At 35.1% G+C, this 26037-nt stretch carries 34 protein-coding genes; 9 read left to right on the top strand and 25 right to left on the bottom strand.

What is annotated here, in order from left to right; translation table 11 throughout:
* Position 1: 1 nt before the first annotated feature.
* Entirely contained in the window at positions 2–94 is a 93-nt protein-coding gene (locus tag CQ058_RS32925) for an IS3 family transposase (protein ID WP_098110948.1), read from the top strand.
* 65 nt (positions 95–159) lie between these two features.
* On the opposite strand, the gene CQ058_RS25555 is transcribed toward CQ058_RS32925, so the two are convergent.
* The 5 genes from CQ058_RS25555 to CQ058_RS25575 form a co-directional block, all read right to left on the bottom strand.
* Positions 160–288, bottom strand: a complete 129-nt coding sequence (locus CQ058_RS25555) for a GapA-binding peptide SR1P (RefSeq protein WP_002111497.1) — start codon at positions 286–288, stop codon at positions 160–162.
* Between the two features lie 44 nt (positions 289–332).
* Positions 333–461 carry a GapA-binding peptide SR1P gene (locus CQ058_RS25560; protein WP_002033839.1) on the bottom strand — a complete coding sequence of 43 codons (129 nt, stop codon included), beginning with the start codon at positions 459–461 and terminating at the stop codon, positions 333–335.
* 44 nt (positions 462–505) lie between these two features.
* Positions 506–634 (bottom strand): GapA-binding peptide SR1P, encoded by a 129-nt coding sequence (locus CQ058_RS25565; protein WP_002033839.1) that lies wholly within the window; start codon positions 632–634, stop codon positions 506–508.
* Between the two features lie 59 nt (positions 635–693).
* Positions 694–822 (bottom strand): GapA-binding peptide SR1P, encoded by a 129-nt coding sequence (locus CQ058_RS25570; protein WP_000536778.1) that lies wholly within the window; start codon positions 820–822, stop codon positions 694–696.
* A 195-nt stretch (positions 823–1017) separates the two neighbouring features.
* The gene (locus tag CQ058_RS25575) at positions 1018–1314 is read right to left on the bottom strand and encodes a DUF3055 domain-containing protein (RefSeq protein WP_000462037.1); all 297 of its coding nucleotides are present in this window, start codon (positions 1312–1314) and stop codon (positions 1018–1020) included.
* A gap of 134 nt (positions 1315–1448) precedes the next feature.
* On the opposite strand from CQ058_RS25575, the gene CQ058_RS25580 reads away from it, so the two are divergent.
* Positions 1449–1841, top strand: a complete 393-nt coding sequence (locus CQ058_RS25580) for a DUF1885 family protein (protein ID WP_002014853.1) — start codon at positions 1449–1451, stop codon at positions 1839–1841.
* A 1-nt stretch (position 1842) separates the two neighbouring features.
* Here CQ058_RS25580 and CQ058_RS25585 read toward each other — a convergent pair whose 3' ends face one another.
* The 5 genes from CQ058_RS25585 to pdhA form a co-directional block, all read right to left on the bottom strand.
* The gene (locus CQ058_RS25585; RefSeq protein ID WP_002088334.1) at positions 1843–2070 is read right to left on the bottom strand and encodes a hypothetical protein; all 228 of its coding nucleotides are present in this window, start codon (positions 2068–2070) and stop codon (positions 1843–1845) included.
* A 212-nt stretch (positions 2071–2282) separates the two neighbouring features.
* Positions 2283–3695, bottom strand: a complete 1413-nt coding sequence (lpdA, locus tag CQ058_RS25590; protein ID WP_002014851.1) for a dihydrolipoyl dehydrogenase — start codon at positions 3693–3695, stop codon at positions 2283–2285.
* Positions 3696–3700: 5 nt separating this feature from the next.
* Positions 3701–4993: a pyruvate dehydrogenase complex dihydrolipoyllysine-residue acetyltransferase gene (pdhC, locus tag CQ058_RS25595; protein WP_105590037.1), complete on the bottom strand. Its 1293-nt coding sequence runs from the start codon at positions 4991–4993 to the stop codon at positions 3701–3703.
* 93 nt (positions 4994–5086) lie between these two features.
* The gene (pdhB, locus tag CQ058_RS25600) at positions 5087–6064 is read right to left on the bottom strand and encodes a pyruvate dehydrogenase complex E1 component subunit beta (RefSeq protein ID WP_000068162.1); all 978 of its coding nucleotides are present in this window, start codon (positions 6062–6064) and stop codon (positions 5087–5089) included.
* Positions 6065–6067: 3 nt separating this feature from the next.
* Complete coding sequence (gene pdhA, locus CQ058_RS25605) at positions 6068–7183, bottom strand: pyruvate dehydrogenase E1 component subunit alpha (protein WP_000536893.1); 1116 nt, start codon at positions 7181–7183, stop codon at positions 6068–6070.
* A gap of 513 nt (positions 7184–7696) precedes the next feature.
* On the opposite strand from pdhA, the gene CQ058_RS25610 reads away from it, so the two are divergent.
* Both CQ058_RS25610 and def read left to right on the top strand, forming a co-directional pair.
* On the top strand, positions 7697–7846 hold the full coding sequence (locus CQ058_RS25610; protein WP_002014847.1) for a YjcZ family sporulation protein: 150 nt from the start codon (positions 7697–7699) through the stop codon (positions 7844–7846).
* 167 nt (positions 7847–8013) lie between these two features.
* A complete protein-coding gene (def, locus tag CQ058_RS25615; protein ID WP_002014846.1) occupies positions 8014–8568 on the top strand; it encodes a peptide deformylase in 555 nt (184 codons plus the stop codon).
* Between the two features lie 62 nt (positions 8569–8630).
* On the opposite strand, the gene CQ058_RS25620 is transcribed toward def, so the two are convergent.
* Entirely contained in the window at positions 8631–9404 is a 774-nt protein-coding gene (locus CQ058_RS25620; protein ID WP_002014845.1) for a Cof-type HAD-IIB family hydrolase, read from the bottom strand.
* 548 nt (positions 9405–9952) lie between these two features.
* Between CQ058_RS25620 and CQ058_RS25630 the strand changes: the two genes are divergently transcribed.
* Together CQ058_RS25630 and rnjA are read left to right on the top strand one after the other, a co-directional pair.
* Positions 9953–10165 (top strand): DNA-dependent RNA polymerase subunit epsilon, encoded by a 213-nt coding sequence (locus CQ058_RS25630; RefSeq protein ID WP_000576436.1) that lies wholly within the window; start codon positions 9953–9955, stop codon positions 10163–10165.
* 4 nt (positions 10166–10169) lie between these two features.
* Entirely contained in the window at positions 10170–11837 is a 1668-nt protein-coding gene (gene rnjA / locus CQ058_RS25635) for a ribonuclease J1 (RefSeq protein WP_002014844.1), read from the top strand.
* 38 nt (positions 11838–11875) lie between these two features.
* On the opposite strand, the gene CQ058_RS25640 is transcribed toward rnjA, so the two are convergent.
* From CQ058_RS25640 to CQ058_RS25685, 10 genes are all read right to left on the bottom strand, one after another.
* Positions 11876–12541, bottom strand: a complete 666-nt coding sequence (locus CQ058_RS25640; protein ID WP_000504033.1) for a potassium channel family protein — start codon at positions 12539–12541, stop codon at positions 11876–11878.
* A gap of 83 nt (positions 12542–12624) precedes the next feature.
* Positions 12625–13491 carry a hypothetical protein gene (locus tag CQ058_RS25645; protein WP_002014843.1) on the bottom strand — a complete coding sequence of 289 codons (867 nt, stop codon included), beginning with the start codon at positions 13489–13491 and terminating at the stop codon, positions 12625–12627.
* Between the two features lie 272 nt (positions 13492–13763).
* Complete coding sequence (locus tag CQ058_RS25650) at positions 13764–14894, bottom strand: N-acetyldiaminopimelate deacetylase (RefSeq protein WP_105590038.1); 1131 nt, start codon at positions 14892–14894, stop codon at positions 13764–13766.
* A 61-nt stretch (positions 14895–14955) separates the two neighbouring features.
* Positions 14956–15678, bottom strand: coding sequence for a 2,3,4,5-tetrahydropyridine-2,6-dicarboxylate N-acetyltransferase (gene dapD, locus CQ058_RS25655; protein ID WP_002014841.1), 723 nt, complete (start codon positions 15676–15678; stop codon positions 14956–14958).
* Positions 15679–15749: 71 nt separating this feature from the next.
* Entirely contained in the window at positions 15750–16634 is an 885-nt protein-coding gene (locus CQ058_RS25660; RefSeq protein ID WP_003191095.1) for a transcriptional regulator CcpC, read from the bottom strand.
* Between the two features lie 177 nt (positions 16635–16811).
* Positions 16812–17255, bottom strand: a complete 444-nt coding sequence (gene cbpB / locus CQ058_RS25665) for a cyclic-di-AMP-binding protein CbpB (protein WP_002066926.1) — start codon at positions 17253–17255, stop codon at positions 16812–16814.
* 169 nt (positions 17256–17424) lie between these two features.
* Positions 17425–17616, bottom strand: a complete 192-nt coding sequence (gene abbA, locus CQ058_RS25670; RefSeq protein ID WP_002145987.1) for an antirepressor AbbA — start codon at positions 17614–17616, stop codon at positions 17425–17427.
* A gap of 127 nt (positions 17617–17743) precedes the next feature.
* Positions 17744–18262, bottom strand: coding sequence for a ribonuclease H-like YkuK family protein (locus tag CQ058_RS25675; RefSeq protein ID WP_002033829.1), 519 nt, complete (start codon positions 18260–18262; stop codon positions 17744–17746).
* Between the two features lie 74 nt (positions 18263–18336).
* On the bottom strand, positions 18337–18486 hold the full coding sequence (locus tag CQ058_RS31920; protein WP_002160670.1) for a hypothetical protein: 150 nt from the start codon (positions 18484–18486) through the stop codon (positions 18337–18339).
* A gap of 185 nt (positions 18487–18671) precedes the next feature.
* The gene (locus tag CQ058_RS25685) at positions 18672–18908 is read right to left on the bottom strand and encodes a YkuJ family protein (RefSeq protein WP_000055151.1); all 237 of its coding nucleotides are present in this window, start codon (positions 18906–18908) and stop codon (positions 18672–18674) included.
* 232 nt (positions 18909–19140) lie between these two features.
* Here CQ058_RS25685 and CQ058_RS25690 point away from each other — a divergent pair, with 232 nt between their 5' ends.
* Positions 19141–19377, top strand: a complete 237-nt coding sequence (locus CQ058_RS25690) for a glutaredoxin domain-containing protein (RefSeq protein ID WP_002014835.1) — start codon at positions 19141–19143, stop codon at positions 19375–19377.
* A gap of 25 nt (positions 19378–19402) precedes the next feature.
* Here the strand turns inward: CQ058_RS25690 and CQ058_RS25695 are convergent, their stop codons facing one another.
* The 3 genes from CQ058_RS25695 to fadH all read right to left on the bottom strand — a co-directional run bounded on the left by CQ058_RS25695 (position 19403) and on the right by fadH (position 22312).
* Positions 19403–19891, bottom strand: coding sequence for a DUF3993 domain-containing protein (locus CQ058_RS25695; RefSeq protein WP_002128890.1), 489 nt, complete (start codon positions 19889–19891; stop codon positions 19403–19405).
* A gap of 183 nt (positions 19892–20074) precedes the next feature.
* Positions 20075–21292 (bottom strand): EAL domain-containing protein, encoded by a 1218-nt coding sequence (locus CQ058_RS25700; RefSeq protein ID WP_002128891.1) that lies wholly within the window; start codon positions 21290–21292, stop codon positions 20075–20077.
* Positions 21293–21547: 255 nt separating this feature from the next.
* Positions 21548–22312 (bottom strand): 2,4-dienoyl-CoA reductase, encoded by a 765-nt coding sequence (fadH, locus tag CQ058_RS25705; RefSeq protein WP_105590039.1) that lies wholly within the window; start codon positions 22310–22312, stop codon positions 21548–21550.
* A 195-nt stretch (positions 22313–22507) separates the two neighbouring features.
* Between fadH and CQ058_RS25710 the strand changes: the two genes are divergently transcribed.
* Together CQ058_RS25710 and CQ058_RS25715 are read left to right on the top strand one after the other, a co-directional pair.
* The gene (locus tag CQ058_RS25710; protein WP_002014831.1) at positions 22508–23365 is read left to right on the top strand and encodes a metallophosphoesterase; all 858 of its coding nucleotides are present in this window, start codon (positions 22508–22510) and stop codon (positions 23363–23365) included.
* A 97-nt stretch (positions 23366–23462) separates the two neighbouring features.
* Positions 23463–23699 (top strand): hypothetical protein, encoded by a 237-nt coding sequence (locus tag CQ058_RS25715; RefSeq protein ID WP_002014830.1) that lies wholly within the window; start codon positions 23463–23465, stop codon positions 23697–23699.
* A 166-nt stretch (positions 23700–23865) separates the two neighbouring features.
* Here CQ058_RS25715 and CQ058_RS25720 read toward each other — a convergent pair whose 3' ends face one another.
* Positions 23866–25974, bottom strand: a complete 2109-nt coding sequence (locus tag CQ058_RS25720) for a polyphosphate kinase (RefSeq protein WP_002014829.1) — start codon at positions 25972–25974, stop codon at positions 23866–23868.
* Positions 25975–26037: the final 63 nt, after the last annotated feature.

Here is a 26037-nt window from a genome sequence, read left to right on the forward strand (position 1 = left end):
CGTGCGTAAATATATGCACTTTTATAACCATCAAAGATTTCAAAAGAAATTAAATAACCTGAGTCCATATAAATATAGAACTCAGGTTGCTTAGTTGCGCTTTTTAAATACTGTCTACTTGACAGGGGTCACTGCAGTGTAGGCGTTTTTTCTTAATTATTAAGCTTTTGTATGTTCTGTATGGTCACATTCGCAATGAGATCCACATTTCCCATAAAGTACTGTTGATTTTTCATCTTCAAAATGTCCGATTGTTCCTTCACAAACTTGGCATACGATTGTTCCCATTTTCATTTCCCCCTGAGTTTAAAGAATAATCTACTTATATATGATTAAGCTTTCGCATTGTCTCTACTAGCACAGTCACAATTGGAACCACATTTCCCATAAAGTACTGTCGTTTTCTCATCTTCAAAATGTCCGATTGTTCCTTCACAAACTTGGCATACGATTGTTCCCATTTTCATTTCCCCCTGAGTTTAAAGAATAATCTACTTATATATGATTAAGCTTTCGCATTGTCTCTACTAGCACAGTCACAATTGGAACCACATTTCCCATAAAGTACTGTCGTTTTCTCATCTTCAAAATGTCCGATTGTTCCTTCACAAACTTGGCATACGATTGTTCCCATTTTTCATTTCCCCCTAAGTTTATGGTCCTAAAAACTTTTAGCTGTCAATTTCCTATCAATTATTGGGCTTTTGTATGTTCTGTGTGATCACATCCGCAAGATCCACATTTCCCGTAAAGTACCGTTACTTTCTCATCCTCGAAGTGTGCAATTGTACCTTCACAATCTTGACATACGATTGTTCCCATTTTTCATTTCCCCCTAAGTTTATAATCCCAAAAACTTTTGTAACCGCTTAACTTTCTGTCTTTATTTTAATATGTTATACTTTTTACGTCAATAGGTTTTTAGTATAACACATTAAATATTTTAAAATTAAATTAGTATGCGATATTAACACAAAAAAACAGCCATATCTCATACGTACGACTGTTTCTTGTTAATTATTCTTCATACTCCGCATGCAAAGAAGTAGACGGAACAAGAAATTTAAAAAACTGAGCTAACTCCTCCGCCTCCTCTTCCGATCCTAACTTAAAAGTTTCCTGTATATATGGAACATTTTCTACATCATCTCTCCCAAGCAAAGTAGATCTCCCTGTTTGCATACAAACAATAAGTGGCTTTCCAAAAAACATATTTGTATAAATAACTCCAAAATCATAACGTGTATCATGCGTCATAAATCCTAAAAATCGTACCTTCACACTTTCATGCTCATCATACAATTTTTCAAACATGAGTTTCCACCTTTCTAAATAACACTTCCTACTCATTAATATATTAAACAAAAAAAGTAATACTCCTTTTAATTGTCAAAAAATTCAGTAGGATGTAGAATGATATTATTCTACTAAGCTAAGGGGGAATTTGTATGCAACACGCCTTTATCACACTTGTACCTAAATCCAATCAACAATCTGTTTCAATAGAAGATGTTAAACACCTTTTTCATAACTATAAAACCGTTACTTCCAAGACTGGTGATCAAATTAATTATGCTTATACAAATACAGCTTTTCCTTATGAAATATTAGATACATCAGCAACAACATTAAAACTCCAATCGAGTCACGATCGATATGATTCTATTTATGTTGGGATTGGAATAGAAAAGGAACAATCTTTTATTCAGGTTTCTTTGCCTACTACAGCAACATTTGGTGATAAAGGAAAAGCAAATGAATTTAGCCGTTTTCTAGCGAAGAAATTAGAAGGAGAGTTACAACTATTTAATGGAAGAACAATGTATTTCTATAAACGTTAATTTAAAAAATAGAGAATATGATTAAAAAAAGTATGCAATTTGAACACGTAAGGAATAATGCCTGCTTTCTTACGTGTAATACAAAACATGCAATCACATATGCCAAATAAAGAAATACGAAAAAGAGAATTACTTTATAATGAAACTTATCACCATTCGATAATGTTAATACAATGGAAAAACCACTCCATAATAGAAAATGATAAAATATAACATGTAATATTCTCATGGAACCTTCTCCTTTGACATGCTCTATTTTATTAATATATGGGATTAAGTTTGAATCAATTACATATTATATAACGGCATATATGCTAACGGTTCATTTAAAGTATTATATATTCATTCGACAAGTACATATAAAGACCTTGCAAGTCATTTTATGAAAATAAAAATACCCCATCTCTTTAAATAAGAGATGGGGTATTTACATTACTTAAATTATTTTACAATGTGAATTGGCATTCCAAGAGCAACTTCAGCTGCTTCCATTGTGATCTCACCTAATGTTGGGTGAGCATGGATTGTTTGAGCGATATCTTCAGCTGTCATTCCAGCTTCGATAGCTAAACCAATCTCAGAGATAATATCAGAAGCACCTGCACCTGCAACTTGTGCACCTACAAGAAGACCATCTTCTTTACGCGTTACAAGTTGTAAGAAACCGTCAGTGCTGTTTAATGATAACGCACGACCGTTTGCAGCGAATGGGAACTTAGATACAGCTACTGTCATTCCTGCTTCTTCAGCTTGTTTCTTAGTGTAACCAACAGATGCTAATTCTGGATCAGTGAAGCATACTGCAGGAATTCCGATGTAATCGATTGCTGATGCATGGCCACTAATTACTTCAACAGCTACTTTACCTTCGTAAGAAGCTTTGTGAGCTAATGGTGGTCCAGGAACGATATCACCGATTGCATAGATGTTTGAAATATTTGTACGGCATTGCTCATCAATTTCGATAATGCCACGGTCAGTCATTTTAATTCCAACTTGCTCAAGACCGATTTCTTGAGTGTTTGGACGACGACCTACAGTTACTAATACGTAATCTGCTTCTACAGTTTGGATTTCACCGTTAACTTCAAAGCTAACTTTTACGCCAGTTTCTGTTTCTTCAACGCCTTTAGCCATAGCTTTTGTATGGATATTTACGTTACCTTTTTTCTGTAGAGCACGTTTAACAACAGAGCTCATAGCTTTTTCGAAACCAGCTAAGATTTCGTCGCCAGCTTCTACTACAGTAACTTCTGTACCGAAGTTAGCATATGCAGTACCTAATTCCATACCGATGTAACCGCCGCCGATTACAACAAGTTTTTTAGGAATTTCAGGTAAGCTTAAAGCGCCTGTAGAGTTGATAACACGTTTAGAGTATTTGAATCCTGGAATTTCGATTGGTGTAGAACCAGTTGCAAGAACAGCATTTTTAAACGTATAAGTTTGTGCTGCATCTTCAGTCATTACGCGTAATGTATTAGCATCTACGAAGTAAGCTTCACCGCGAATGATTTCAACTTTGTTACCTTTAAGAAGGCCTTCAACACCGCCAGTTAATTTCTTAACTACGCCGTTTTTCCATTCTTGAACTTTTGTAAAGTCAACTTTTACGTTCTCTGCAGTGATACCCATGTCATCAGAATGCATTGCATTCTCATAACGATGACCTGCATTGATTAACGCTTTTGAAGGAATACATCCAACGTTTAAGCATACGCCACCAAGGTTAGATTTTTCAATAATCGCTACCTTTTGACCTAATTGTGCTGCACGAATTGCCGCAACGTATCCACCAGGACCTGCACCAACAACGACTGTATCTAATTCAATTGGGAAATCTCCTACTACCATTGTTATTACGCCTCCATTACTAATAATTGTGGGTCATTCAATAGACGTTTAATTTGGTTTAATGCTTTTTGAGCAGTTGCGCCGTCAATTAAACGATGGTCAAAGCTTAGAGATAATGCTAATACTGGAGCTGCAACGATTTCACCGTTTTTCACAACTGGTTTCTCAGCGATACGGCCGATACCAAGGATTGCTACTTCTGGGTGATTGATAACTGGAGTGAACCATTGTCCACCTGCAGAACCAATGTTTGTAATTGTGCAAGAAGCACCTTTCATTTCAGTTGGAGCTAAACGACCATCACGTGCTTTACCAGCAAGTTCATTGATCTCGTTAGAAATAGTAAAGATAGATTTACGATCTGTATCTTTAACAACTGGTACTAATAGACCTTTGTCTGTATCAGCTGCGATACCGATGTTGAAGTAATGTTTATGAACGATTTCTTGAGAAGCATCGTCTAAAGCAGTATTCAACATTGGGAATTCACGTAATGCAGATGTTAAAGCTTTTACAACGTATGGAAGGTAAGTTAATTTAATACCTTTGTCAGCTGCAACAGCTTTGAACTTCTTACGGTGAGCAACAAGTTCTGTTACATCTACTTCATCCATTAATGTTACGTGAGGAGCTGTATGCTTAGAGTTAACCATTGCTTTCGCAATCGCTTTACGGATACCACTCATTTTCTCACGAGTTTCTGGATATTCACCAGCTGGGATTGGTTGTGCTTTTGGTGCTTCTTCTTTCGCTGCTGCTGCTGGAGTAGCTTCTACTGCTGCTGGAGCCTCAGTTGCTGCTACAGTTTGTCCACCATTTGCAAATGCATCGATGTCAGTTTTCACAACACGGCCGTTCTTACCAGAACCAGCTACTTTATGAATATCTACACCTTTTTCACGAGCATATTTACGAACAGATGGCATAGCGATTACACGCTCATTTACTACTTCTGCAGTTGCTGCTGGAGTAGTTTCCGCTGCTGGAGCTTCTACTGCTACTTCTTCAGCTTTTGGAGCTTCATCATGATCGTCACCTTTAAATTTAAGGTTTTCGTATCCAGGAGCATCAAATTTAATTAATGTATCTCCTACAATTGCAACTGTTCCTTCTTCTACAAGTACTTCAAGTACTTTACCTTTAACAGGAGAAGGGATTTCTACTACTGCTTTATCATTTTGTACTTCAAGAAGTACATCGTCTTCATTTACTTCATCGCCTGGTTTAATAAACCATTTTACGATTTCACCTTCGTGGATACCTTCACCGATATCTGGTAGTTTAAATTCAAATGCCACGGAATTCAGCCCCCTGATTCATTTCATTATTATGGAATATGTACAAAAGAAACCAGCATGTGCTGATTTCTTTTGCACATGAAAAACTAAAAATTAGAAGTTCATTACTTTGTTAACAGCTTCAACAATATCTTTATGGTTTGGTAACCATACGCTCTCAGCTTGAGAGAATGGGAATACTGTATCAGCAGCTGCAACACGTACAACTGGAGCTTCTAAGTTTAAGATTGCACGGTCGTTAATTTCCGCTACAACGTTAGCTGCAATACCAGCTTGTTTTTGAGCTTCTTGAACTACAACTACGCGGCCTGTTTTTTCAACAGAAGCGATGATTGTTTCGATATCTAATGGTTGAACTGTACGTAAGTCAACAACCTCTAAAGAGATACCTTCTTTTTCAAGTTCTTCAGCAGCTTTTAATGCAGCATGAACCATAGCACCATAAGCGATAACAGATACATCTGTACCTTCACGTTTGATGTCAGCTTTGCCTAAATCAATTGTGTAATCACCTTCTGGTACATCTTGACGGAATGAACGGTACAATTTCATATGCTCTAAGTAGATAACTGGATCGTTGTCACGAATCGCAGAGATTAAAAGACCTTTTGCATCGTATGGAGTAGATGGAATAACAACTTTTAGACCAGGTTGTTGTGCCACTAATCCTTCTAAGCTATCAGCATGTAGTTCAGGAGTATGAACACCACCACCGAATGGAGAACGAATTGTTACTGGAGCAGTCCAACGTCCACCAGAACGGTAACGCATACGAGCTAATTGACCAGAAACTGAATCCATTACTTCATAAATGAAACCGAAGAATTGGATTTCTGGAACTGGACGGAAGCCTTCAAGTGCAAGTCCAACTGCAAGTCCACCAATACCAGACTCTGCAAGTGGAGTATCCATTACACGATCTTCACCGAATTCAGCTTGTAAACCTTCAGTAGCACGGAATACTCCGCCGTTTACACCAACGTCTTCACCAAACACAAGTACGTTAGGATCATTTTTCATTTCAACGCGTAAAGCATCAGTGATTGCTTGAATCATTGTCATTTGAGCCATGGCTTACTTCGACTCCTTTTCTTTGTAAATTTCATATTGTTCAGCTAAGTTGTAAGGCATTTTTTCGTACATGATTTCCATTAAATCAGTAACTTTTTGTTTTGGAGCTTGGTCAGCCTTAGCAATTGCTTGTTTGATATCTTCTTTTGCTTCTTCGATAACTTTCTCTTCAACTTCTTGAGACCATAGGCCTTTGTTTTCTAAGAATGCACGGAAGCGTACGATTGGATCTTTTTGTTCCCATTCGTTTTCGATATCTTTTGTACGGTAACGAGTTGGGTCATCACCAGCCATTGTATGTGGACCATAACGGAATGTTAAAGTCTCGATTAAAGTAGGACCTTCGCCATTTACTGCGCGCTCACGAGCGAAAGCAGTTGCTGCGTATACAGCTAATGGATCCATTCCGTCTACTTGAATTCCGTAAATACCTGCTGCTACTGCTTTTTGTGCTACAGTTTTAGCTGCAGATTGCTTTTCTACTGGAGTAGAGATTGCATAACGGTTGTTTTGTACAACGAAGATTGCTGGAGCTTTGAATGCACCCGCAAAGTTCATACCTTCGTAGAAGTCACCTTGTGAAGCACCACCGTCACCAGTGTAAGTAATTGCAACAGATTTTTTACCACGTAATTTCATACCTAACGCAACACCAGCAGTTTGGATGATTTGCGCACCGATAATGATTTGTGGAGCAAGTGCATTTACATTCTCAGGCATTTGGTTACCCATGAAATGTCCACGAGAGAATAAGAATGCTTGGTATAATGGTAGACCGTGCCACACTAATTGTGGAACGTCACGATATCCTGGTAAGATAAAATCTTCTGCTTCAAGTGCGAAATGACTTGCTAATTGAGAAGCCTCTTGTCCAGCAGTTGGTGCGTAGAAACCTAAACGTCCTTGACGGTTTAAAGAAATAGAACGTTGATCTAGTACGCGAGTATACACCATACGGCGCATTAATTCTTTTAATTGATCATCAGATAATTCAGGCATAGCTGCTTCATTCACAACTTCGCCTTTTTCATTTAAAATTTGTAATGTTTCAAATTGAGCTGCGATAGCTTTCATTTGCTCATCAACATTAAATAGGGTCTTTTTTGTTTTAGTACCCATTCCGTTCACCTCTTCCTCTCTTGAACCATATTCTGAAACGCTTTCACTATCTATTAGCTAGACTGAAAGCGCAACAATGTAAACCAACAAATTTGTTTGTCGGTTGAGAATAATTTTGTGTACCTAACAATCTGTACTAATGTTTTTTCAAAAACATATTAATACAATCTTGATCACGTTTTTTAGTTTACAACTATTCTAATTACGATGTCAATTACTTTGAATACGTTTTTTTATAAATAATATGCCGGTTTCCTCTACACAAACGTGTTTTTATTTTTCACATCTGTATTAGTAAGCAATAACCTGCTGTTATATTATTCCCTTTTTAACTTATTTTTTCTCTTAGAATAATATGTAAACGATTTAATTCTCCTTAGTTTTTCTCTCTTCTCAAGAAAATTATACAAACACTTCTTCCTTTTATAGGTAAATACCTATACATTTCTGATCATTCCTCCATACATTATAGTAACCGCAGTATTAGCGGGAAATGATAAAGGAGGTCATCTCATGTACGGATACTCATATTGCTATCCAACAACTTGTTCATATCCTTCCTACGGTTATGGCGGTTCTTGTGGCGGATCTGGAAGCGGCTTCGCCTTAATCGTTGTGTTGTTTATCCTTTTAATTATCGTTGGTGCTGCTTGCATTCGCTAATTAATGTAAAATGAAACAACTATGGAAAGAAACAGACGGCTTTGCCGTCTTTTCTTTTTATTACATAACTTATCTGTAGAAGATTTGTTTCCAAGTAGCTCTTCCTTACTTGCCGATGACTTTTTTTATCTCCTTTGGTAGACTAAAGGAGAAAGGAGAGATTACATATGCTTACAATGAATGAGGTAATTCGTGAAGGAAATCCTATTTTGCGCGACGTCGCAGAAGAGGTCTCCTTACCTGCTAGCGAGGAAGATACAAATACTCTTAAAGAAATGATTGAATTTGTAATAAATAGCCAGGACCCTGAAATGGCTGAAAAATATAATTTACGCCCCGGAATCGGATTAGCGGCTCCGCAAATCGGTATTTCAAAGAAAATGATTGCGGTTCATGTAACTGATACGAACGATACGTTATATAGCTACGCATTATTTAACCCAAAAATCATTAGTCATTCTGTTGAACGTACATATTTACAAAATGGTGAAGGCTGTCTATCTGTAGACCGTGAAGTACCTGGTTATGTCCCTCGTTACACGAGAATTACAGTAAAGGCAACAACGATTAACGGTGAAGACGTAAAACTGCGATTAAAAGGTTTACCAGCAATTGTATTCCAACATGAAATCGACCATTTAAACGGTGTTATGTTCTATGACCATATTAATAAAGACAATCCATTTGTGGCTCCCGATGATTCAAAACCTCTCGAGCGATAATAGTAAAAAGGCGGAAGTTAACCTTCCGCCTTTTTATTATATGAAATGGGTTCCACACTTACTTATAACAAGCCAGCCCACTTTAATCCGTGATAAATACCGTCTTCATTAACATCTTTTGTCACATAATTAGCAAGTTTTTTCAAATCCTCATGACCATTCCCCATCACAATGCCCGTTCCTACTGCTTCAATCATTTCTAAATCATTTAATCCGTCCCCAAATGCATATACTTGTTCACGATTAAATCCTATTTTCTCAATAAACTTCTCAATCCCTTTTGCCTTAGAACCACCATTAGGGATAATATCCATTGAATATGCATGCCAGCGTATAAAATGAAAATCTGGATAATGATGAATAAACTTTTCTTCTTCGTTTACTTCACAAAAAAGAAGCGTTTGATAAATATCGCGTTTCTCATAAAAATCAGGTTCATATGCCGGATGCTCGAATTGTAAGCTTCCAAAACCTTCTTTTACATAATCATGATATTCCACTGACGCTCTCATTTCTTGATGGTCAAGATATACAAGTGGATATCCTTCTTGTTTTGCAAACTGAGTAAACTTATGTAGAGCATCAGGATGTAATGGATTATTAAATAATACCTCATCCTCAAATACAACATACTGCCCGTTAAAACTAACATAATTATGTATATTGAGTTCCTCACGAATATCTTCAAACATAAATGGCGCACGCCCTGTCGCAATCGCTACATGCACACCTTTTTCTTGTAAATCTCTTACTGCATCTCTTGTAGATTGCGGAATTTTCTTATCATGATCTAATAATGTTCCATCAATATCAAAAAAGACAATTTTATCATTCATTTGTCAAAATCCTTTCTGGCACTCTATATTCCTATTTTGATTATCACTTTTCAAATTTCAAAAAAAAGTATAACATATTAAACATCTGTGAAGAAAGCGTTCACTTTCTGACCTTATTTATGAAATGTGCATATACTATTAGTGAAAAAATGTGGATACTTGTTCGGATGAATTTTCTTTTCTATTCTTCCTCATACTATATCTATAACTAACGGCTACTAATCGTTACTACAAGATAACTTACACTATACTAAAAAGAACAAGATTCACTATTCACTTCTAATCTTCTTTCTTGTATGGGAGACAGAGTTATCATTAGTAATATGCATGTTTTAAATAAGGAAAGGAAGGAGTAATCATGCTGAAGAAGCTGAAGAAAAAGCTCAAGCGTTATTTAAACGATTTAGTCCGTAAGAAGACAATCGCTTAAATTGTGCCCATTTCGGGCTTTTTCTTCATTCTCATTCGAAAAAACATGAAAATCGTGACTGTTTGCTTTATAATAAGTAACAGATAATGCAAAACATAGACAAGGAGAGGTTTTCCCAATGATTTTTAAAGTATTTTATCAAGAAAAATTAACTGAGGTCCCAGTACGTGAAAATACAAAAGTTTTATATTTAGAGGCTACGTCTCAAAAGGATGTTCGTAAAAAATTAAATAAGTTCGCATATAATATCGAGTTCGTTCAGTCTGTTACTGGTGCTCATCTTGAATATGAAAAACAAAACGCTGATTTAATATTAGCGGAGATCGTATAGTCATATGAAATTCCTAAAAAATGATCAAGCTGCCGTTTTTGCCCTCGGTGGTCTTGGTGAAATCGGTAAAAATACATATGCTGTTCAATTTCAAGATGAAATTATTATAATTGATGCTGGAATTAAATTTCCAGAAGACGAACTCCTCGGGATCGATTATGTAATACCAGATTACACTTATTTTGTGCGAAACGAAGATAAAATTAAAGGGTTATTCATTACACATGGTCACGAAGATCATATCGGTGGAATTCCTTATCTATTACGTCAAGTAAACATTCCAATTTACGGCGGAAAATTAGCAATTGCCCTAATAAAAAACAAATTAGAAGAGCACGGATTACTTCGTAAAGCAAAACTTTATGAAATTCAAGAAGATGATGTTATTAAATTTAAAAAGACATCTGTTTCCTTCTTCCGTACAACTCACAGTATTCCGGATTCATACGGAGTTGTTGTGAAAACACCTCAAGGACAAGTCGTTCATACAGGTGATTTCAAATTTGATTTCACACCAGTAGGTGAGCCAGCAGATTTAACAAAAATGGCCGAAATCGGAAAAGACGGTGTACTTTGTCTCTTATCTGATAGTACAAACAGTGAAGTGCCAAACTTTACGATGTCTGAGCGCCGCGTTGGTGATAGTATTCAAGATATATTCCGCAAAGTAGACGGTCGCATTATATTCGCAACCTTTGCATCGAATATCCATCGCTTACAACAAGTTGTTGAGGCTGCTGTTGAAAACAATCGTAAAGTAGCTGTATTCGGTCGAAGTATGGAAGCGGCTATTGAAATCGGACAAAACCTTGGTTATATCCGGTGTCCAAAGGATACATTCATAGACACATCTCAGCTAAACCGCCTACCAGCTAATAAAGTTGTTATGTTATGTACAGGTAGTCAAGGGGAGCCGATGGCAGCACTTTCACGTATTGCCAATGGTACACATCGTCAAATTCAAATTATCCCTGGCGATACAGTTGTTTTCTCTTCTTCACCAATCCCAGGCAATACAATTAGTGTAAGTCGTACAATTAACATGTTGTACCGCGCTGGTGCTGATGTAATCCATGGTAAACTCTCAAATATTCATACGAGTGGACACGGTGGACAAGAAGAACAAAAGTTAATGCTACGTCTTATTAAGCCGAAATATTTCATGCCAATTCATGGTGAATATCGTATGCAACGTATGCATATGAAATTAGCGAATGATTGTGGTATTCCAGAAGAAAATTGTTTCATTATGGATAATGGAGATGTTCTTGCTTTACGTTCTGATGAAGCAAGCGTAGCTGGGAAAATCCCATCTGGCTCTGTCTATATCGATGGAAATGGTATTGGAGATATCGGTAATATCGTATTACGTGATCGTCGCATTCTTTCTGAAGAAGGACTTGTTATTGTAGTTGTAAGCATTGATATGAAAGAATTTAAAGTTGCAGCAGGACCTGATATCATCTCGCGTGGTTTCGTTTATATGCGTGAAAGCAGCGATTTAATCAACGATGCTCAAACATTAATTACAACACATTTAGAAAAAGTAATGGAGCGAAAAACAACACAATGGTCTGAAATTAAAAATGAGATTACAGACACATTAGCACCATTCCTATACGAAAAAACGAAACGTCGTCCAATGATTTTACCAATCATTATGGAAATATAAGAAAAAGGACAATGCCTCCTCGGCATTGTCCTTTTCTCTTATCTTAAAAAATGCTTAAAACGATCTACTTCATCGTCATGACCAATTACAATTAATATATCTCCCGCCTGAACGTTTTCTGTAGCTCGAGGGGATACGATAACTTCTTTTCCACGTTTAATTGCTACAATGTTCAAACCAAACTTCGCACGAATATCTAATTCAATTAAAGAGTGCCCATCAATTTTTTTATTTGCGATAATCTCTACAATACTATGCTCATCTGAAAGCTCTAGGTAATCTAACACATTACTTGATGCGATATTATTAGCAATCCTTTTTCCCATATCTCGTTCTGGATGCACAATATGATCTGCCCCTATTTTACTTAACACTTTTTCATGATAGTCATTTTGAGCTTTTACAGTAATATTTTTCACACCTAATTCTTTCAAAATTAACGTTGTTAAAATACTTGAATTCAAATTATCTCCAATAGCAACGACTACATGATCAAAATTACGAATACCAAGACTTTTTAATACCATCTCATCTGTTGAATCTGCAATTACAGCATGCGAAGCTATATTTGCAAACTCATTAATTTTATCCTCATCTGAGTCAATTGCCATTACTTCCATACCTAATTGAGCTAATTCACGGCAAATACTTCCACCAAAACGGCCAAGCCCAATAACAGCAAATTCTTTCTCTTTTTCGCCCACAGGAATTCCTCCAATAACATCAAATACTATGTACTTTTATTGTAACATACTTTAAATTCGCTACAAAAACCTGTATATACTTCTTATTTTTGTTTTTGCATATAAAAATACTGTTGTAAATAAAACGCGATACCGAAAATTAACATACCAAATACAAATATATTTCCAAATGAACTAAATGTTTCAAAAACGAACAATAGCGTTTCTTGTCCGAAAAAAGCAAATAAAAGTTGTGTAAATGCGAATAACAGTGCCAATATGTAATGATGTTGATGGAATAAATAATGTGTTGCGCCTAAAAAAGCTACAAGCGAAACAATGAAGATCCACCAAGTTTCTAAAAACAATTGCCAATTAGTAAATTGATATCCATTTACTAATATCGCAATAATTCCTATAACTGCCATCGTCGGCACACTCCATAATAATGCACGCCCTCTAAAGAAGTGCGCACCTTTTGCATCTCCTTTTTCATTTGCGATGTATGTTAGCACGACAGTACTTATATACAAAACAGAGAGGATTGTTAAAACAATGATAAGCCAAAAATGTAATTGATAATATTCATGTTCTATATTCGTCACAATTGCAGCTAACATACATGGAATAAACATCCCTGTCCAACCATCTATTTTTCTTTCGTTCCAAAACACCGTATTACCAATCCGAATTCCTAATAGCATAAAAATAATGATACCTAGTACAAATAACGTAGTCTTATTCCCTACTAAACTCGTCGAGAAAGCAATTAATCCAATAAATAAAAAAAGAACAAATCCATTCATAATTTCTAGTACAGGTGACAAATATCTTTTCACCCATTTGTATGTTTCTTCATATTCACTATTATTTGCTAAACGATAGGCGTAAAAACTTATCCCAAAATAAACCGCCGCAATAATAACATATGCATATAAGACGAAACATAAAATCGCACTGCTAATTTGCACGTAATTCCCCACCCTTTTTCTATGTATCACATTGATTTTACACACTTTTCATACTAAAAGTAAACATATATAGGGTAGTTAAATAATTATCTTCCCTATTAGCAATAATTAATAATGAGCAGTGGCTAAAAACCCCCTGCTCATTATTAAGACGTCAAATTTAACTTTACTCATTTGTATGAAGATGTCTAACACGAACGAATACGAAAGATGTTTTCGTCTCTGAACTAAGAAGTCCCCACTCTAAACTATTGCACAATTAGCGAGTAAGTTCACTTTCTATTTCCCTTCCACTTCACATATTGATTTAAAAATACAATTGCTTTCTCAATAACCTCTTCGTCTGGTTTTAATTTCGCATGATGTAAACCATATTCTGAATTTACTCCAAGCCAAAACATAAATCCAGGTATCTCTCGAAGCATATAACCAAAGTCTTCACCTGTCATTGCCTCCGTACACGTAATTACGTCCATAGTCGTTTGTTCACGTGTAAATTGCATAAACTCTCTCGTTAGCTCCTCATGGTTATACACTTGATGATACATCGCTCCGTAGTCAATAACAGCTTCACATTGAAAAGAAGCTTCTATTCCCGCAACAATTGCCTCAATTCGGCTTTTAACACGTTTCATTGATTCCACTGATAGCGTTCGAATTGTTCCTTCTAAACGAGACTTTTCTGCGATAATGTTTTGAACTGTACCACCTGTAATTTTCCCAATTGTAATTACCGCACTGTCAAGAGGGTTCACATTACGACTAATAACTGATTGAAGTTGTGTAACGAGATGACTCGCTGCAACAATCATATCATTTGCTGTATGCGGATATGCAGCATGTCCACCTTTTCCTTTTAAATCAACGTATAGCTCTGATGTATTCGCAAATAATAAACCTTCTTTTGTAGCAATTGTTCCCACAGAGTATTCAGGCGCAATATGAAGTCCAAGAATCATATTAGGCTTCCATTCTTTTAACTCATCGCTTTCTAACATAGGAAGTGCACCACCTGGACCTTCTTCAGCTGGTTGGAATATAAACACAAGATCATCATCTATTCTTTCGCTTACAGCCGCTGTTAGAAGTCCTAAACCGATTGTTGCATGCAAATCATGTCCACATGCATGCATCATTCCTTCATGGACAGAAGAGAATTCATATCCAGTTTCCTCTGTAATTGGTAGACCGTCTATATCTGCACGATAACCTATTATTTTTTCTGGATTTTTTCCATTTACTTTAACAATTACACCTGTTTTCCATGTTTTCACTTCCAAATATTCATTAGGAAGCGTTCCTATATAATCTAAAATATACTGTTGTGTTTTCCACTCTTTAAATCCAAACTCCGGAATTTTATGTAAATCTCTACGAACTTGGACAAATTTGCTTACTGTCATTTTTGCACCTCTATCTATAAAAAGCGTAAGAGCACATTCATGCTCTTACGCTTTTTATTTTTTATTTCTCTGGGTTTAATTGACGAAGCTCTTGTTTAATTTCAGTTTTTGCTTTTGTCTTCTCATCAATTTCTTTAATTACACGTGCCGGAGTTCCCGCAACAACTGTATATGGAGGCACATCTTCTGTTACAACAGCTCCTGCTGCTACAACTGCACCTTTACCTACTGTAACGCCTTCTAGAACAACTACATTTGCACCAATTACAACATCATCTTCAACGATAACTGGTTTTGCAGAAGGTGGCTCAATAACACCGGCAAGTACAGCACCTGCACCTACGTGACAGTTCTTACCAACTGTTGCACGTCCACCAAGCACTGCGTTCATGTCGATCATAGTACCTTCACCAATTACAGCACCGATGTTAATTGTTGCATTCATCATGATAACAGCGTTGTCACCAATTTCTACATGGTCACGAATAATCGCGCCTGGCTCAATACGAGCTTTAATACCTTTTAAATCAAGCATTGGAATTGCAGAATTACGACGGTCATTCTCAACTACATAGTCAACAATGTGCTTGTTATTTTCATCAAGAATTGTCTTAATTTCAGACCATTCTCCGAATAATACACCAGATTTTTTATTTACAAATGCTTGTACTGTTTCAGGGAATGTTACCTCTTTTAAATCCCCTTTTATGTATACCTTTACAGGAGTTTTCTTTTCACTGTTTTGAATAAACGAAATAATTTCGTTAGCGTCCATCATTTTCATTCTTGTTGCCTCCTAAATCCATTTATAATGTTACTCTACCAAACGATAGAGCCAGTAGCAAGACAATAATCTTATTTTCCCATTTGAATTTCTTCTATAATTTCTAAAAATGCTTGTACTTGCTTCAACTGCCTTGCCGAGTCACTCGTCAATAACCATGTTTCTCTCGTTAATTGAACAGGTGTTTTATACATATTTTCCTGCACTTCTTTTAAAACAGTCGAAGGTAAAAGAGCATAACCTATTCCATTTAAAACAAGCTGTTTGCACGTTTCAATTTGGTCAACTACAATCGTTCGCTTAGGTGGATTTGAAAATAATCCATACCACCAATTTTGTATTTGTCCATAGTAGGTCGAATCACTTTTAAATTGAATAAATGGTCTATTTGTCTCTTTTAACATCGAAATATCTTTTATTTCTTTATCAACTAAATATAATTCATCTTCAAATAATTGTTGTTTCTGCCCTTTGTATTCTTGTGATCCTCTCAGTATAGCAACATGAACGTCTCCTTCATAAAATTGCTTTTGCACTTCACTACTCCAGCCAGTAAACAGAGATATCTTCACAGAAGGATACTTATGCACAAATTTTTTCAAAACAGGTGGAAGCCAATATTGCCCAATGACTGATGCAACAGCTATTTTTAACGTACCGTATGTTTCGGTTCTAAAAAGAGCCAGTTCACTTTTAATACCCTCTTCCCGTTGTAACATTTCTTTTGCATAATTTGCAACTTTTTCCCCTTCAGGTGTAATTGTTAATCCTTTTTGTGAACGAATAAAAAATTTCATTCCCCATTGTTTCTCCATAGATTGTAATCGTTGACTAAGCGCAGGTTGGGAAACAAATAAACGTTCCGCCGCTTTTCTCATATTTGATTCCTGAGCTAACACAACCATCATTTGAAAATCATCAATTTGCAACTTTCTCCCTCTTTCCTTAGCTTCCATACACCTAATTTTAATAAGTATTTCATCCTTAATTTAATTGCATACTTTTATACATTAGAACGGTTTGTTAGTTCAAACTTTTCTTATGCTTTATGTCTTTTTAAATATAATACATACACAACTGATATGCACGAAAAAAAGTGACTTCGTCTTTTCTGTGAAGTCACTTTCCCTACGTTATCGATTATGCTGTCTCACTTTTTTATTCAACAATTTTAAAATAGCCCGACGTGTTAAAATACCCTCGAAGTAACCTTCTTCATTGACAGCGCAAATAAAAGGATGATCAATTGTCATTTCTAAAGCTTTTGCAAAAGAATCTTCTAACATAAGAACTGGAATCTCTTCCTTCATCACTTGTTCCACTTTCATATTCTCAAGTCTTTCAAACTCAATGCGCTCTAATCCTAAAATACCATCTAAAATCATAGCAGTACTAATTAACCCATGTAATTTATACATAGGGTCTAAAACAGGAATCGCCGAATATCCAGATTTCACAAGAACGAGTAAAGCATGTTCTAGACCATTCCCTATTTGTACATGTGCTACTTTATCTGATGAAATCATTAAATCCTTCACAAGAATTTGTTGAAACTCGTCTTTCGGAATACTAATCATGTTACATCCCCCATTTTCCCTTTTTCCTGCTAATATTCTCCGATCCTATTCCCATTTTATGATAGCGTTTTCATATTATTATTTTGTCCTGACATTCTTCTAATAAAAATAAAAATACATAACTATTTTAGCATATAACATAAAAAAAAGACTACCATTCCGGTAGTCCTTAATACCCTTTATTTTTTAATCGGTAAAACAATCTTGTGATTTTTTTATATTGCGTCACATCTGTCTGTTTTAAACCATTCTCAATGTCTGTAAGCTCCACCGCTAAAATTTCGCTCGCGTAATTTTGCTGAAACAGAATATCCAACAATAAATTTTCTTCTTCTCTTGTTAAAACAAATTCCTTTTCCATATGCTCCTCTCCTTGCACTCGCATCATCACTCTCATTATATAAATTTTTCAGTCTATTTAACAGATGTAATATTCAGTTTTTGTTAGAAATACTTAACGACTGCGAATATATAGACATCATTTCACATTATTTTGTATATCTGTTTGCGTAACTAAATGCCGCATAAGCATCTGGTTTAATTTTTGCTGTTAATCCCATTGCTTGAATTTTCATCGTCATATCTAAAATAAATTCTTTTGTTAAACCATCATTCCCGATATCTAAATGAATTTCCATTATGAATCCTGCTCCATCTTGAGCGTATGGGTGCAATAAATCCCATATCGCTTGTATATGATTGGGAGTAAATAGATAGGCGATTTCTTGACTAAACTGTGTTTCTAAATATATTTTCTCTCGCAACGTTGCTGGCTTATTTTTCACTGATTTATGATGCAAACATCCCCATGCTCCTTTTCCAACACGATGAATATGTATCGCTGTAATAAACCTCGTATCCTTTTGATGCGCTTGTGAGTCTGTCCCAATAGATAATCGATATAAATTTCGCGGATCCTTTTCAATGAAACTACAAATACGGTTAAATACCATATCAAAATTCAAATGTCTCTCTGAAACATTATAAAATGTATGCTCACCGTCCACATAGTCACGTCCTTTCAATTAGACAGACTTTTCGTATTCTCATTGTATGGGACAAAAACAAAAATTATAACTTACTACCCTTTATTCGTTTCAATATTTCGAATTACATAATTACAAAACTTACATGTATAAATTACATTTTGATTAGACTGGGCAGTTAATACATGATTAATTTCAGCATGACTGTGACAATTAGGACAAATAACAATCGGTAAGCGTTCCATCCTTTGCACCTCCTATTAATATTTACTATCATTGTAGGAAAAATGAAAAATTCCTATACATATACATTTATAAAAACTCTTTTATTTAATCGCGACTTAAATTGAAACTTCTACTACCTATATAGCCCATTAATTAATATAACTAAAAAAGGTACCGCCATTTGGCAGTACCTTTTTTATATGTATCAAGAAATGATATCGTAAATCTCAATTGCAACCATATCGATGTTATCGAATTGATACACTTGAGGTTTTTCACCTTGTTGATACACTTCTAACTCATACATTTCACTTTTATCGAAAAATTTCACGCTACATTTGCGCTCACCGTTCACTTCAAAATAGCGTTGTGCTACTTCACCGCTTTCAGCTTGTTCTTGTAGACTAACAAGTCGAGTTAAAATTCCTTGGAGTAGAGACATGAAATCTCTCCTTTCTCTGATCTTCCTACCAATAGGTTTTACAGCTATACTCATTCTATCCGTCATAACAGAAAAAACGTTCCACAATCTAGGATAAAGGTTCTTGGCAAGAAACTCAACTAAAATTTGTCGAAATAAGAAGTAAAAAGATGAAAGAGCATCTTTTTACTTCTTTATTGCGCTTTTTATACTGGCAGAATATAATAAACAACAGAAAAAGGGAGGAATTACAATGAAAAAAATTGAGGTTTATACACAACCTGATTGTCCGCCTTGTACCATTGTAAAAGAATTTTTAAAACATAATAACGTTGTATATGAAGAATTTGACATAAAAAAAGACGCTGCTGCACGCAATCGTCTTTTATATGACTATGAATCCTATTCAACTCCAACAGTTGTAATTGACGAAGAAGTTGTGGCAGGTTTTCAAATTGAAAAATTACAACAGCTACTCGGTATAGAATAGGAATAGGCGACACCTATTCCTATTCTCATAATTGTTGTAACCTTTTTATTTCAGTCAACAGTTCCTGACTTTCATGATACCCTGCTAATTTCCATTTTCCATTATCCTTTTGCAATGTCACAATTTGATATTGTCCACTCTTTGTCCGCTCATAGACATATAAATTTTTATGTTCTTCATCATAAGACATTTTTGTTTCTGAATTAAAAGAAAATGGAGCTTCTTTTGCTGGAAGTAAATATTCACCACTTTGTTTTTCATTTCTACTGTTTTCATCTGTAAAAACTTGAAGGAAATTATTTGTAAAATATGGTGATAACGTCTCTATCATCTTATTCGTAGGTATTTGCTTCCCGCGGATTGAAAATTGCGTCTCATAACCTTTTTGTATCGTTGTAAACACTTCTTTCCGATCCACTTTCACTTCTTCTTTTCCTAAGACAGTTGTGACACTATATCCAACTAGAAAGGCAACACATATAAATAGAACAAACCATATTCCATATTTCTTCATTTTTTCACCTTCCTTTTAAAAGAGCTTGTCTTTGTAGTATTCATTGTAACAATGATTATGCAAAGAAAGGGATGATTTCGTTCGTAAAATCTTTACAACGATAGACAGCATTTTCATCATCATTTTCACTATTACCAATTTATGATAAAAACAAACAAAAAAATACACGAATTTCTTCGTGCATTAAAATAAAACATCTTCTTCATATAAATATTCGTACGATAAATCTATAAATAAAAAGTTTTCATCATCAATCGGGAATGAAAATGTTCGTACCATTTCACCAGTTTCGATATCAGCATATAAATCTGAAAGTCTTGCCTTATTCTCAAAACGCATTTTCATTATATTTTCTAGAAAATACGGGCGCCAGCTCCAGTTCTTCATATAATACTCTGGCATAATGATCCATCCACCATCTTTTTTCATAATATTACCCGATTGTTGAAAACCATCTTCATTACAAATAAATATCCGAAAACTATATTGTGATATGCTTTGGCTAAATTGTAATAACCAATCATTTATATCTTCATTCTTTTTTTGTTTTGACAGAACATCACCAATTCGATCACGTAACATCTCTGTTAAATTATAAATTTTTTGCAACTTCTTCTTCTCATGCAGAATAAATTGATGACATTCATTACCAAGTCGCTCTTTTAAAACATTCGTTTCAATAAAATCAGGTAAACATTCTTTCAAATAATTACCTTGATAATATCTACCACCGTTTTTCCAAGCATATTGTAGTTGATAAAAAGCATCAATTTCTTCATATAACAATGTCGCACCAATTCTTCTAGCAAGTAAAGATAAGGAATATAAAATATCTTGATAAGATTGTAAAAGTGCAGTTTGCCTTAAATTTGTTAAATCTACTTTTAAAATATCCGGTGCTAACACGCTAATACGCTCTAAATTACTTGTACCCGTTCCGACTTTATTAATCGAAATTTGAATACCATATGTACGATAATACATGAGTAAATGATTAAATTGTTCTATATCTTCTTTACATTCATGTTCTGTTATTTCCAGAACAATGCGTTGTAAGTTCAAACCTTGTTCTTCATACATCAGCAAAAGTTGAAGTAAACTTTCATCTTCATCATTCATTAATACATTCGCATTCCGATGTATAAATAATAATAATTTTTGATCCGTTTCTAAATACCTATTTAACGCTTTTTCTACGATGATGTTATCCGCTTCAAGTTGGAACTCACTCGGAATAGAATCATCATGGAAGAAAGATGCTAAACTTTGTATGCCCTCTTCTGTTTGAATACGTCCTACAACTTCATATCCAATTACTGTATGCTCATCAGCACTAAAAATAGCTTGATAATAAGGAAGGACTTTATCCAAGTTACTCATTACATCTAATGCATCTATCAACGTGCTTCCCTCCCTTTACTTTTCAAAAATTATAACACGATATTTACGGAAAAATAATAAAAAATCCCTTCAGTTTTCCTGAAGGGATTAGAGGGGTAAAATGCTAAGGGGAATTAGCAATTCTACTATGAAGAAAAAAGAGGTCTTAAATATAACGTATATATCCCCTCTTGTAAACACATTTCTTTTAAGTGTCACAATTTCGTCATATTTTACCACAAAGAAATGAATAAATCATTCGTTTTTTCATCCCTTTTAAAATGGATATTGATGCAAATGCTGGCCACCATCCATTGTCATACAAGTTCCATTTATGTATGCAGCTTCATCTGAACATAAATAATAAGCTAGACCCGCAATTTCTTCTGGTGTACCCATTCTACCAAGTGGAACACTTTGCAATGTACGCTTAGCCATTTCTTCTGAAATCCATAATTTATCGGCACCACCTGTACGTTCAATTGGTCCTGGTGCGATAGCGTTAACTCGTATTCCATATTTACGTCCCCACTCAACAGCAAGAGTTTTTGTCATCGCTAATACACCAGCTTTAGCTGCTGCCGAATGGATAACCCCTGGGCCTGCATCCCATGCATATGTTGCCACCATGTTAATAATATTTCCTTTTATACCTTTTTCAATCCAATATTTACCAATAGCCTGACTACAATAAAATGTACCATTTAATACAATATTAATTACCGAATTCCAGCCATTCACAGATAAGTCCTCTGCTGGACAAATAAAGTTTCCAGCTGCATTATTTATTAAAATATCAATTCGTCCAAACTTCTCATCAATATGTTCAATCATTTTTTGAATATCATCAGTATTTCGTACATCCATTTGTACGGATAATACTTGCTCTGGAAACTGTTCAATTTCTAACTTTGCTTCTTCTAGCTTTTCTTTTGTACGCCCTGTAATAACAACACGTGCCCCTTCTTTCGCAAAACGTATCGCCATCCCTTTTCCCATTCCACTTGATCCACCTGTTATAATAACTACCTTCTCTTTCACATACATCCCCTCCAAAAAATGAATACACATTCATTTTATCACTTTATTTGATAGAAATCTTTATATTTTTCAATTTTTCTGATATTTTAACGTAAAGAGGTTTCTTTTCGTTCATTTTTTTCGTAATCTATACTACTTTTTTAGTATTTAAAATATATTTTAAATAAATTGAAGGGTGGTTCGAGTAACCTGTATATGAAGAAAATTACAAGAAGAAATTTTTTAAAATCTGGAATACGCACTTGTCTATATTCATTTATAACCGCAAGTATCGGCTATTATTATGCTAAATATATAGAGCCCTATTTGCTTTCTTTTACGCAACACACACTTAAATCACCGCTCATACCAAAAGGTTTTCATGGTATGAAGATCCTTCAATTTAGCGATTTACATCTAGGATACTATTTCTCTCTCCAACATTTATCTCAAATCGTTTCCAAGATTAATGCTGAAAAGCCAGATATTGTCCTTTTTACTGGTGATCTCATTGATGATTACCAAACATATACCGAGGCTTCTTTTGTTGCATCCATTTTAAAGAATATACAGGCACCCTTCGGTAAATTTTCTATTTATGGTAACCACGATCATGGCGGATATGGAACTGAATACTATGATCACATCATGCGCGAATCTGGATTTGAACTTTTGCAAAATAGCGAAAAGCGAATTCGTTTACTGGATAATAGTGAAATTTCTATTTTCGGACTCGATGATATGCTACTGGGTAAACCAAAAATAGCGGAAACTTTACAACATGCAAAACAAAATATTTATACAATTGTTCTCGTTCACGAACCAGATATCGCGCCACAAATCGCTACATATCCAATCAATCTTCAACTTTCTGGTCATAGCCATGGCGGACAAGTACAAATTCCTTTTTTAGGTGCTATTATTACCCCGTCGCTTGCAAAAGAATATATTGAAGGTTTCTATAACATTCAAGGTTTGACTCTCTATGTCAATCGAGGTATTGGAAGAACACGTGTCCCATTCCGCTTTATGTCAAAACCTGAAATTACACTCTTCATCCTACAACATTCGTAACAATTCGCCTATTTCCTTACATATCCTTCCTTGTACGCGCTCATCCACGCTTGGTCCACCATATGATAAAAATGAGTCCAGTAAAGGAGGTTTGTTCATGTATCCATATTATCAACCGATCCCAGTTCGTTCAGCACCTTTTGGCCCAGCAGGCGACTCACGCTTCTTTCCATTTTTCGGTGTTCCATTTCTAGCTGGAATTGCTGGCGGACTGCTAGGCGGAGCATTAGCTTTCGGGCCTAGACCGTTTTATCCGCCTTATCCACCGCCTTTCCCACCACCAGCACCTTTTCCTTGTTACGGAGGGCCTTGTCAACAACCATACTATTATTAATTTAAACCAACCATTCTTCTAATGTTTTTCTCTCAACGAACCAACTCATCACACGCCTATAATAAAAACTATTCTCTCTACTCATCCTTCCATTTTGAGAATATATGAGTAGAGAAAAAAAGTAAAAACCTCTTAAATTCAATAAGAGGTTTTTACTTTTTTCACACTATTCAGCGTCTGTATTTTGATACGCCATCTTAAATAAATTCACTTGGCTATCAATTTCTTCTATACTACTATTAATTATATAATAATAGTCACCATCTTTATTTTGTTCACGTGTTTTCACATTATCAGCTAAAACCAGCTGTAAAATTGCCTTTATTCTCGCTTTCATTTCAATATCTAAAATTGGGAAGGATATTTCTACTCGTTTTTCCATATTTCGCGTCATCAAATCAGCTGAAGATAAATATATTTTTTCATCTCCATTATGATGGAAATAATAAATACGACTATGTTCTAAATATCTTCCAACAACACTAACTACACGAATATTTTCACTTACATTCGGAATCCCAGGTCTTAAACAACATGTCCCTCTAACGATGAGCTCTACCCTTACCCCAGCTTGTGATGCTTCATACATTTTTTTTATTAACGGTTTATCTGTTAACGAATTCATTTTAGCGATAATATATCCATTTCCATATTGTCTATGATAACGGATTTCCTCATCTATTAACTCCATAAACTGCTCTCTTATATCAAACGGGGCAACAGATAAATGATGAAAATGCGGTTTTTTTGTATAACCACTCAAATAATTAAAAAAATTTGTTGCATCTACACCAAAGTCTTTTCGCGATGTAATATATCCAAAATCGGTATACAACTTCGCTGTTGCATCATTATAATTTCCAGTTCCAAGATGTACAAACCTTTCAATTTTTCCATTTCTTCTTCTTACAACTAACGTAATTTTACTATGCGTTTTCAAGTGACTTACTCCGTAAATAACGTGACATCCGGCCTGTTCCAATTCTTTAGCCCAATGAACATTATTCTCTTCATCAAACCTTGCCTTTAACTCAACCAATACCGTCACTTGTTTTCCTTTTTCAGCTGCTACCTTCAGCGCCTGAATTATTGGAGAATCTCCACTTACACGATATAATGTTTGTTTGATCGCAAGTACATTCGAGTCATCTGCCGCATCACGGACAAAATCAACGACTGGCTGAAACGACTCAAAGGGATGGTGTAATAAAATATCATGTTCTATCGCTTTTTCAAATACATCTTCCTCATCACCTAAATCTTGAGGAGGTTGAGGAATAAGAGCCGGATATACTAGATGTTCATATAAAGGCGCTAATTTTTTATATAAGGAGAATAAACATGTTAAATCTAACGGTCCATCCATCATGTACACATCTTCATCTTTTACTTCTAACACATCATACAATAACGCTAACACTCTTTCATCAATGTGTTCTTTACCAACTTCTAAACGAACGGCAGCTCCCCACTTACGCTTTTTCAATTCTTTTTCAATTACTTTTAATAAATCGCGTGCACCTTCTTCATGGATCGTTAAATCCGCATTACGTGTAATACGGAAACGAGTAACAGGTGATACGTTATATCCTGTGAATAGTTTATGAGTAAAACCACTAATTACATCTTCTAATAAAATAAATTTATGTTTTTGCCCTTCACTCGGTAAAAATATGAAACGCTCCAGTAATGAAGGCACTTGTACAATTCCTAACTTCGTACGATTTTCTTCCTCAGCCTGTTGCTCATCATATAAAATAGTAGCTAAATTCAAACTTTTATTTAATAACATTGGAAATGGACGATACGCATCAATAGATACAGGGGTTAAAACCGGAAATATTTGTTCATCAAAATACTCCTCGATAAATTCCCTTTGCTCTTTCGTCAAATCATGAAATGTTAAACGCTCAATCCCCTCTAGTTCAAGCGCTGGCAATACATAATTTTTAAACGTTTCATACTGCACAGTCATTAACTCATGCGATTTTATCGCAATCTTATTTAACTGTTTCTTTGGTGTTAAACCTGCTTTATTTTCTGGCTGATTAAATCCCGCACTTACTTGATCTTTCAAACCTGCTACGCGCACCATAAAAAATTCATCTAAATTCGAACTAAAAATACTAATAAACTTTAGTCTTTCTAATAGTGGATTATTTTCATCTTGCGCTTCTTGTAGTACACGTTCATTAAATGCTAGCCAGCTTAATTCACGATTATTATAATACGCTGTATCATTTAAATTTACTAAATTCCCCTTTAGCAATTCCATTCTCTTCACACTTCCCTTTGAAACTTTTTCACTATAATTTAGTTACTTTTATTTTATCAAATT

It is taken from the genome of Bacillus sp. MYb56, from assembly GCF_002976445.1.
In the GTDB taxonomy this organism is placed as follows: domain Bacteria; phylum Bacillota; class Bacilli; order Bacillales; family Bacillaceae_G; genus Bacillus_A; species Bacillus_A mycoides.

What these genes read in the sequence shown, in the direction of transcription:
- CQ058_RS25575 (WP_000462037.1), bottom strand. Translation starts at nt 1,314, where the DNA reads ATGTTTGAAAAATTGTATGATGAGCATGAAAGTGTGAAGGTACGATTT.
- dapD (WP_002014841.1), bottom strand. Translation starts at nt 15,678, where the DNA reads ATGAAAATGATGGACGCTAACGAAATTATTTCGTTTATTCAAAACAGT.
- CQ058_RS25695 (WP_002128890.1), bottom strand. Translation starts at nt 19,891, where the DNA reads ATGAAGAAATATGGAATATGGTTTGTTCTATTTATATGTGTTGCCTTT.
- lpdA (WP_002014851.1), bottom strand. Translation starts at nt 3,695, where the DNA reads ATGGTAGTAGGAGATTTCCCAATTGAATTAGATACAGTCGTTGTTGGT.
- CQ058_RS25710 (WP_002014831.1), top strand. Translation starts at nt 22,508, where the DNA reads ATGAAGAAAATTACAAGAAGAAATTTTTTAAAATCTGGAATACGCACT.
- CQ058_RS25580 (WP_002014853.1), top strand. Translation starts at nt 1,449, where the DNA reads ATGCAACACGCCTTTATCACACTTGTACCTAAATCCAATCAACAATCT.
- CQ058_RS25630 (WP_000576436.1), top strand. Translation starts at nt 9,953, where the DNA reads ATGATTTTTAAAGTATTTTATCAAGAAAAATTAACTGAGGTCCCAGTA.
- CQ058_RS25660 (WP_003191095.1), bottom strand. Translation starts at nt 16,634, where the DNA reads ATGGAAGCTAAGGAAAGAGGGAGAAAGTTGCAAATTGATGATTTTCAA.
- CQ058_RS25610 (WP_002014847.1), top strand. Translation starts at nt 7,697, where the DNA reads ATGTACGGATACTCATATTGCTATCCAACAACTTGTTCATATCCTTCC.
- CQ058_RS25685 (WP_000055151.1), bottom strand. Translation starts at nt 18,908, where the DNA reads ATGTCTCTACTCCAAGGAATTTTAACTCGACTTGTTAGTCTACAAGAA.
- pdhA (WP_000536893.1), bottom strand. Translation starts at nt 7,183, where the DNA reads ATGGGTACTAAAACAAAAAAGACCCTATTTAATGTTGATGAGCAAATG.
- CQ058_RS25565 (WP_002033839.1), bottom strand. Translation starts at nt 634, where the DNA reads ATGGGAACAATCGTATGCCAAGTTTGTGAAGGAACAATCGGACATTTT.
- CQ058_RS25650 (WP_105590038.1), bottom strand. Translation starts at nt 14,894, where the DNA reads ATGACAGTAAGCAAATTTGTCCAAGTTCGTAGAGATTTACATAAAATT.
- cbpB (WP_002066926.1), bottom strand. Translation starts at nt 17,255, where the DNA reads ATGATTAGTATTCCGAAAGACGAGTTTCAACAAATTCTTGTGAAGGAT.
- CQ058_RS25690 (WP_002014835.1), top strand. Translation starts at nt 19,141, where the DNA reads ATGAAAAAAATTGAGGTTTATACACAACCTGATTGTCCGCCTTGTACC.
- CQ058_RS25720 (WP_002014829.1), bottom strand. Translation starts at nt 25,974, where the DNA reads ATGGAATTGCTAAAGGGGAATTTAGTAAATTTAAATGATACAGCGTAT.
- rnjA (WP_002014844.1), top strand. Translation starts at nt 10,170, where the DNA reads ATGAAATTCCTAAAAAATGATCAAGCTGCCGTTTTTGCCCTCGGTGGT.
- CQ058_RS25715 (WP_002014830.1), top strand. Translation starts at nt 23,463, where the DNA reads ATGTATCCATATTATCAACCGATCCCAGTTCGTTCAGCACCTTTTGGC.
- CQ058_RS25620 (WP_002014845.1), bottom strand. Translation starts at nt 9,404, where the DNA reads ATGAATGATAAAATTGTCTTTTTTGATATTGATGGAACATTATTAGAT.
- abbA (WP_002145987.1), bottom strand. Translation starts at nt 17,616, where the DNA reads ATGGAAAAGGAATTTGTTTTAACAAGAGAAGAAGAAAATTTATTGTTG.
- CQ058_RS25560 (WP_002033839.1), bottom strand. Translation starts at nt 461, where the DNA reads ATGGGAACAATCGTATGCCAAGTTTGTGAAGGAACAATCGGACATTTT.
- CQ058_RS25555 (WP_002111497.1), bottom strand. Translation starts at nt 288, where the DNA reads ATGGGAACAATCGTATGCCAAGTTTGTGAAGGAACAATCGGACATTTT.
- CQ058_RS25570 (WP_000536778.1), bottom strand. Translation starts at nt 822, where the DNA reads ATGGGAACAATCGTATGTCAAGATTGTGAAGGTACAATTGCACACTTC.
- def (WP_002014846.1), top strand. Translation starts at nt 8,014, where the DNA reads ATGCTTACAATGAATGAGGTAATTCGTGAAGGAAATCCTATTTTGCGC.
- CQ058_RS31920 (WP_002160670.1), bottom strand. Translation starts at nt 18,486, where the DNA reads ATGGAACGCTTACCGATTGTTATTTGTCCTAATTGTCACAGTCATGCT.
- CQ058_RS25585 (WP_002088334.1), bottom strand. Translation starts at nt 2,070, where the DNA reads ATGAGAATATTACATGTTATATTTTATCATTTTCTATTATGGAGTGGT.
- pdhB (WP_000068162.1), bottom strand. Translation starts at nt 6,064, where the DNA reads ATGGCTCAAATGACAATGATTCAAGCAATCACTGATGCTTTACGCGTT.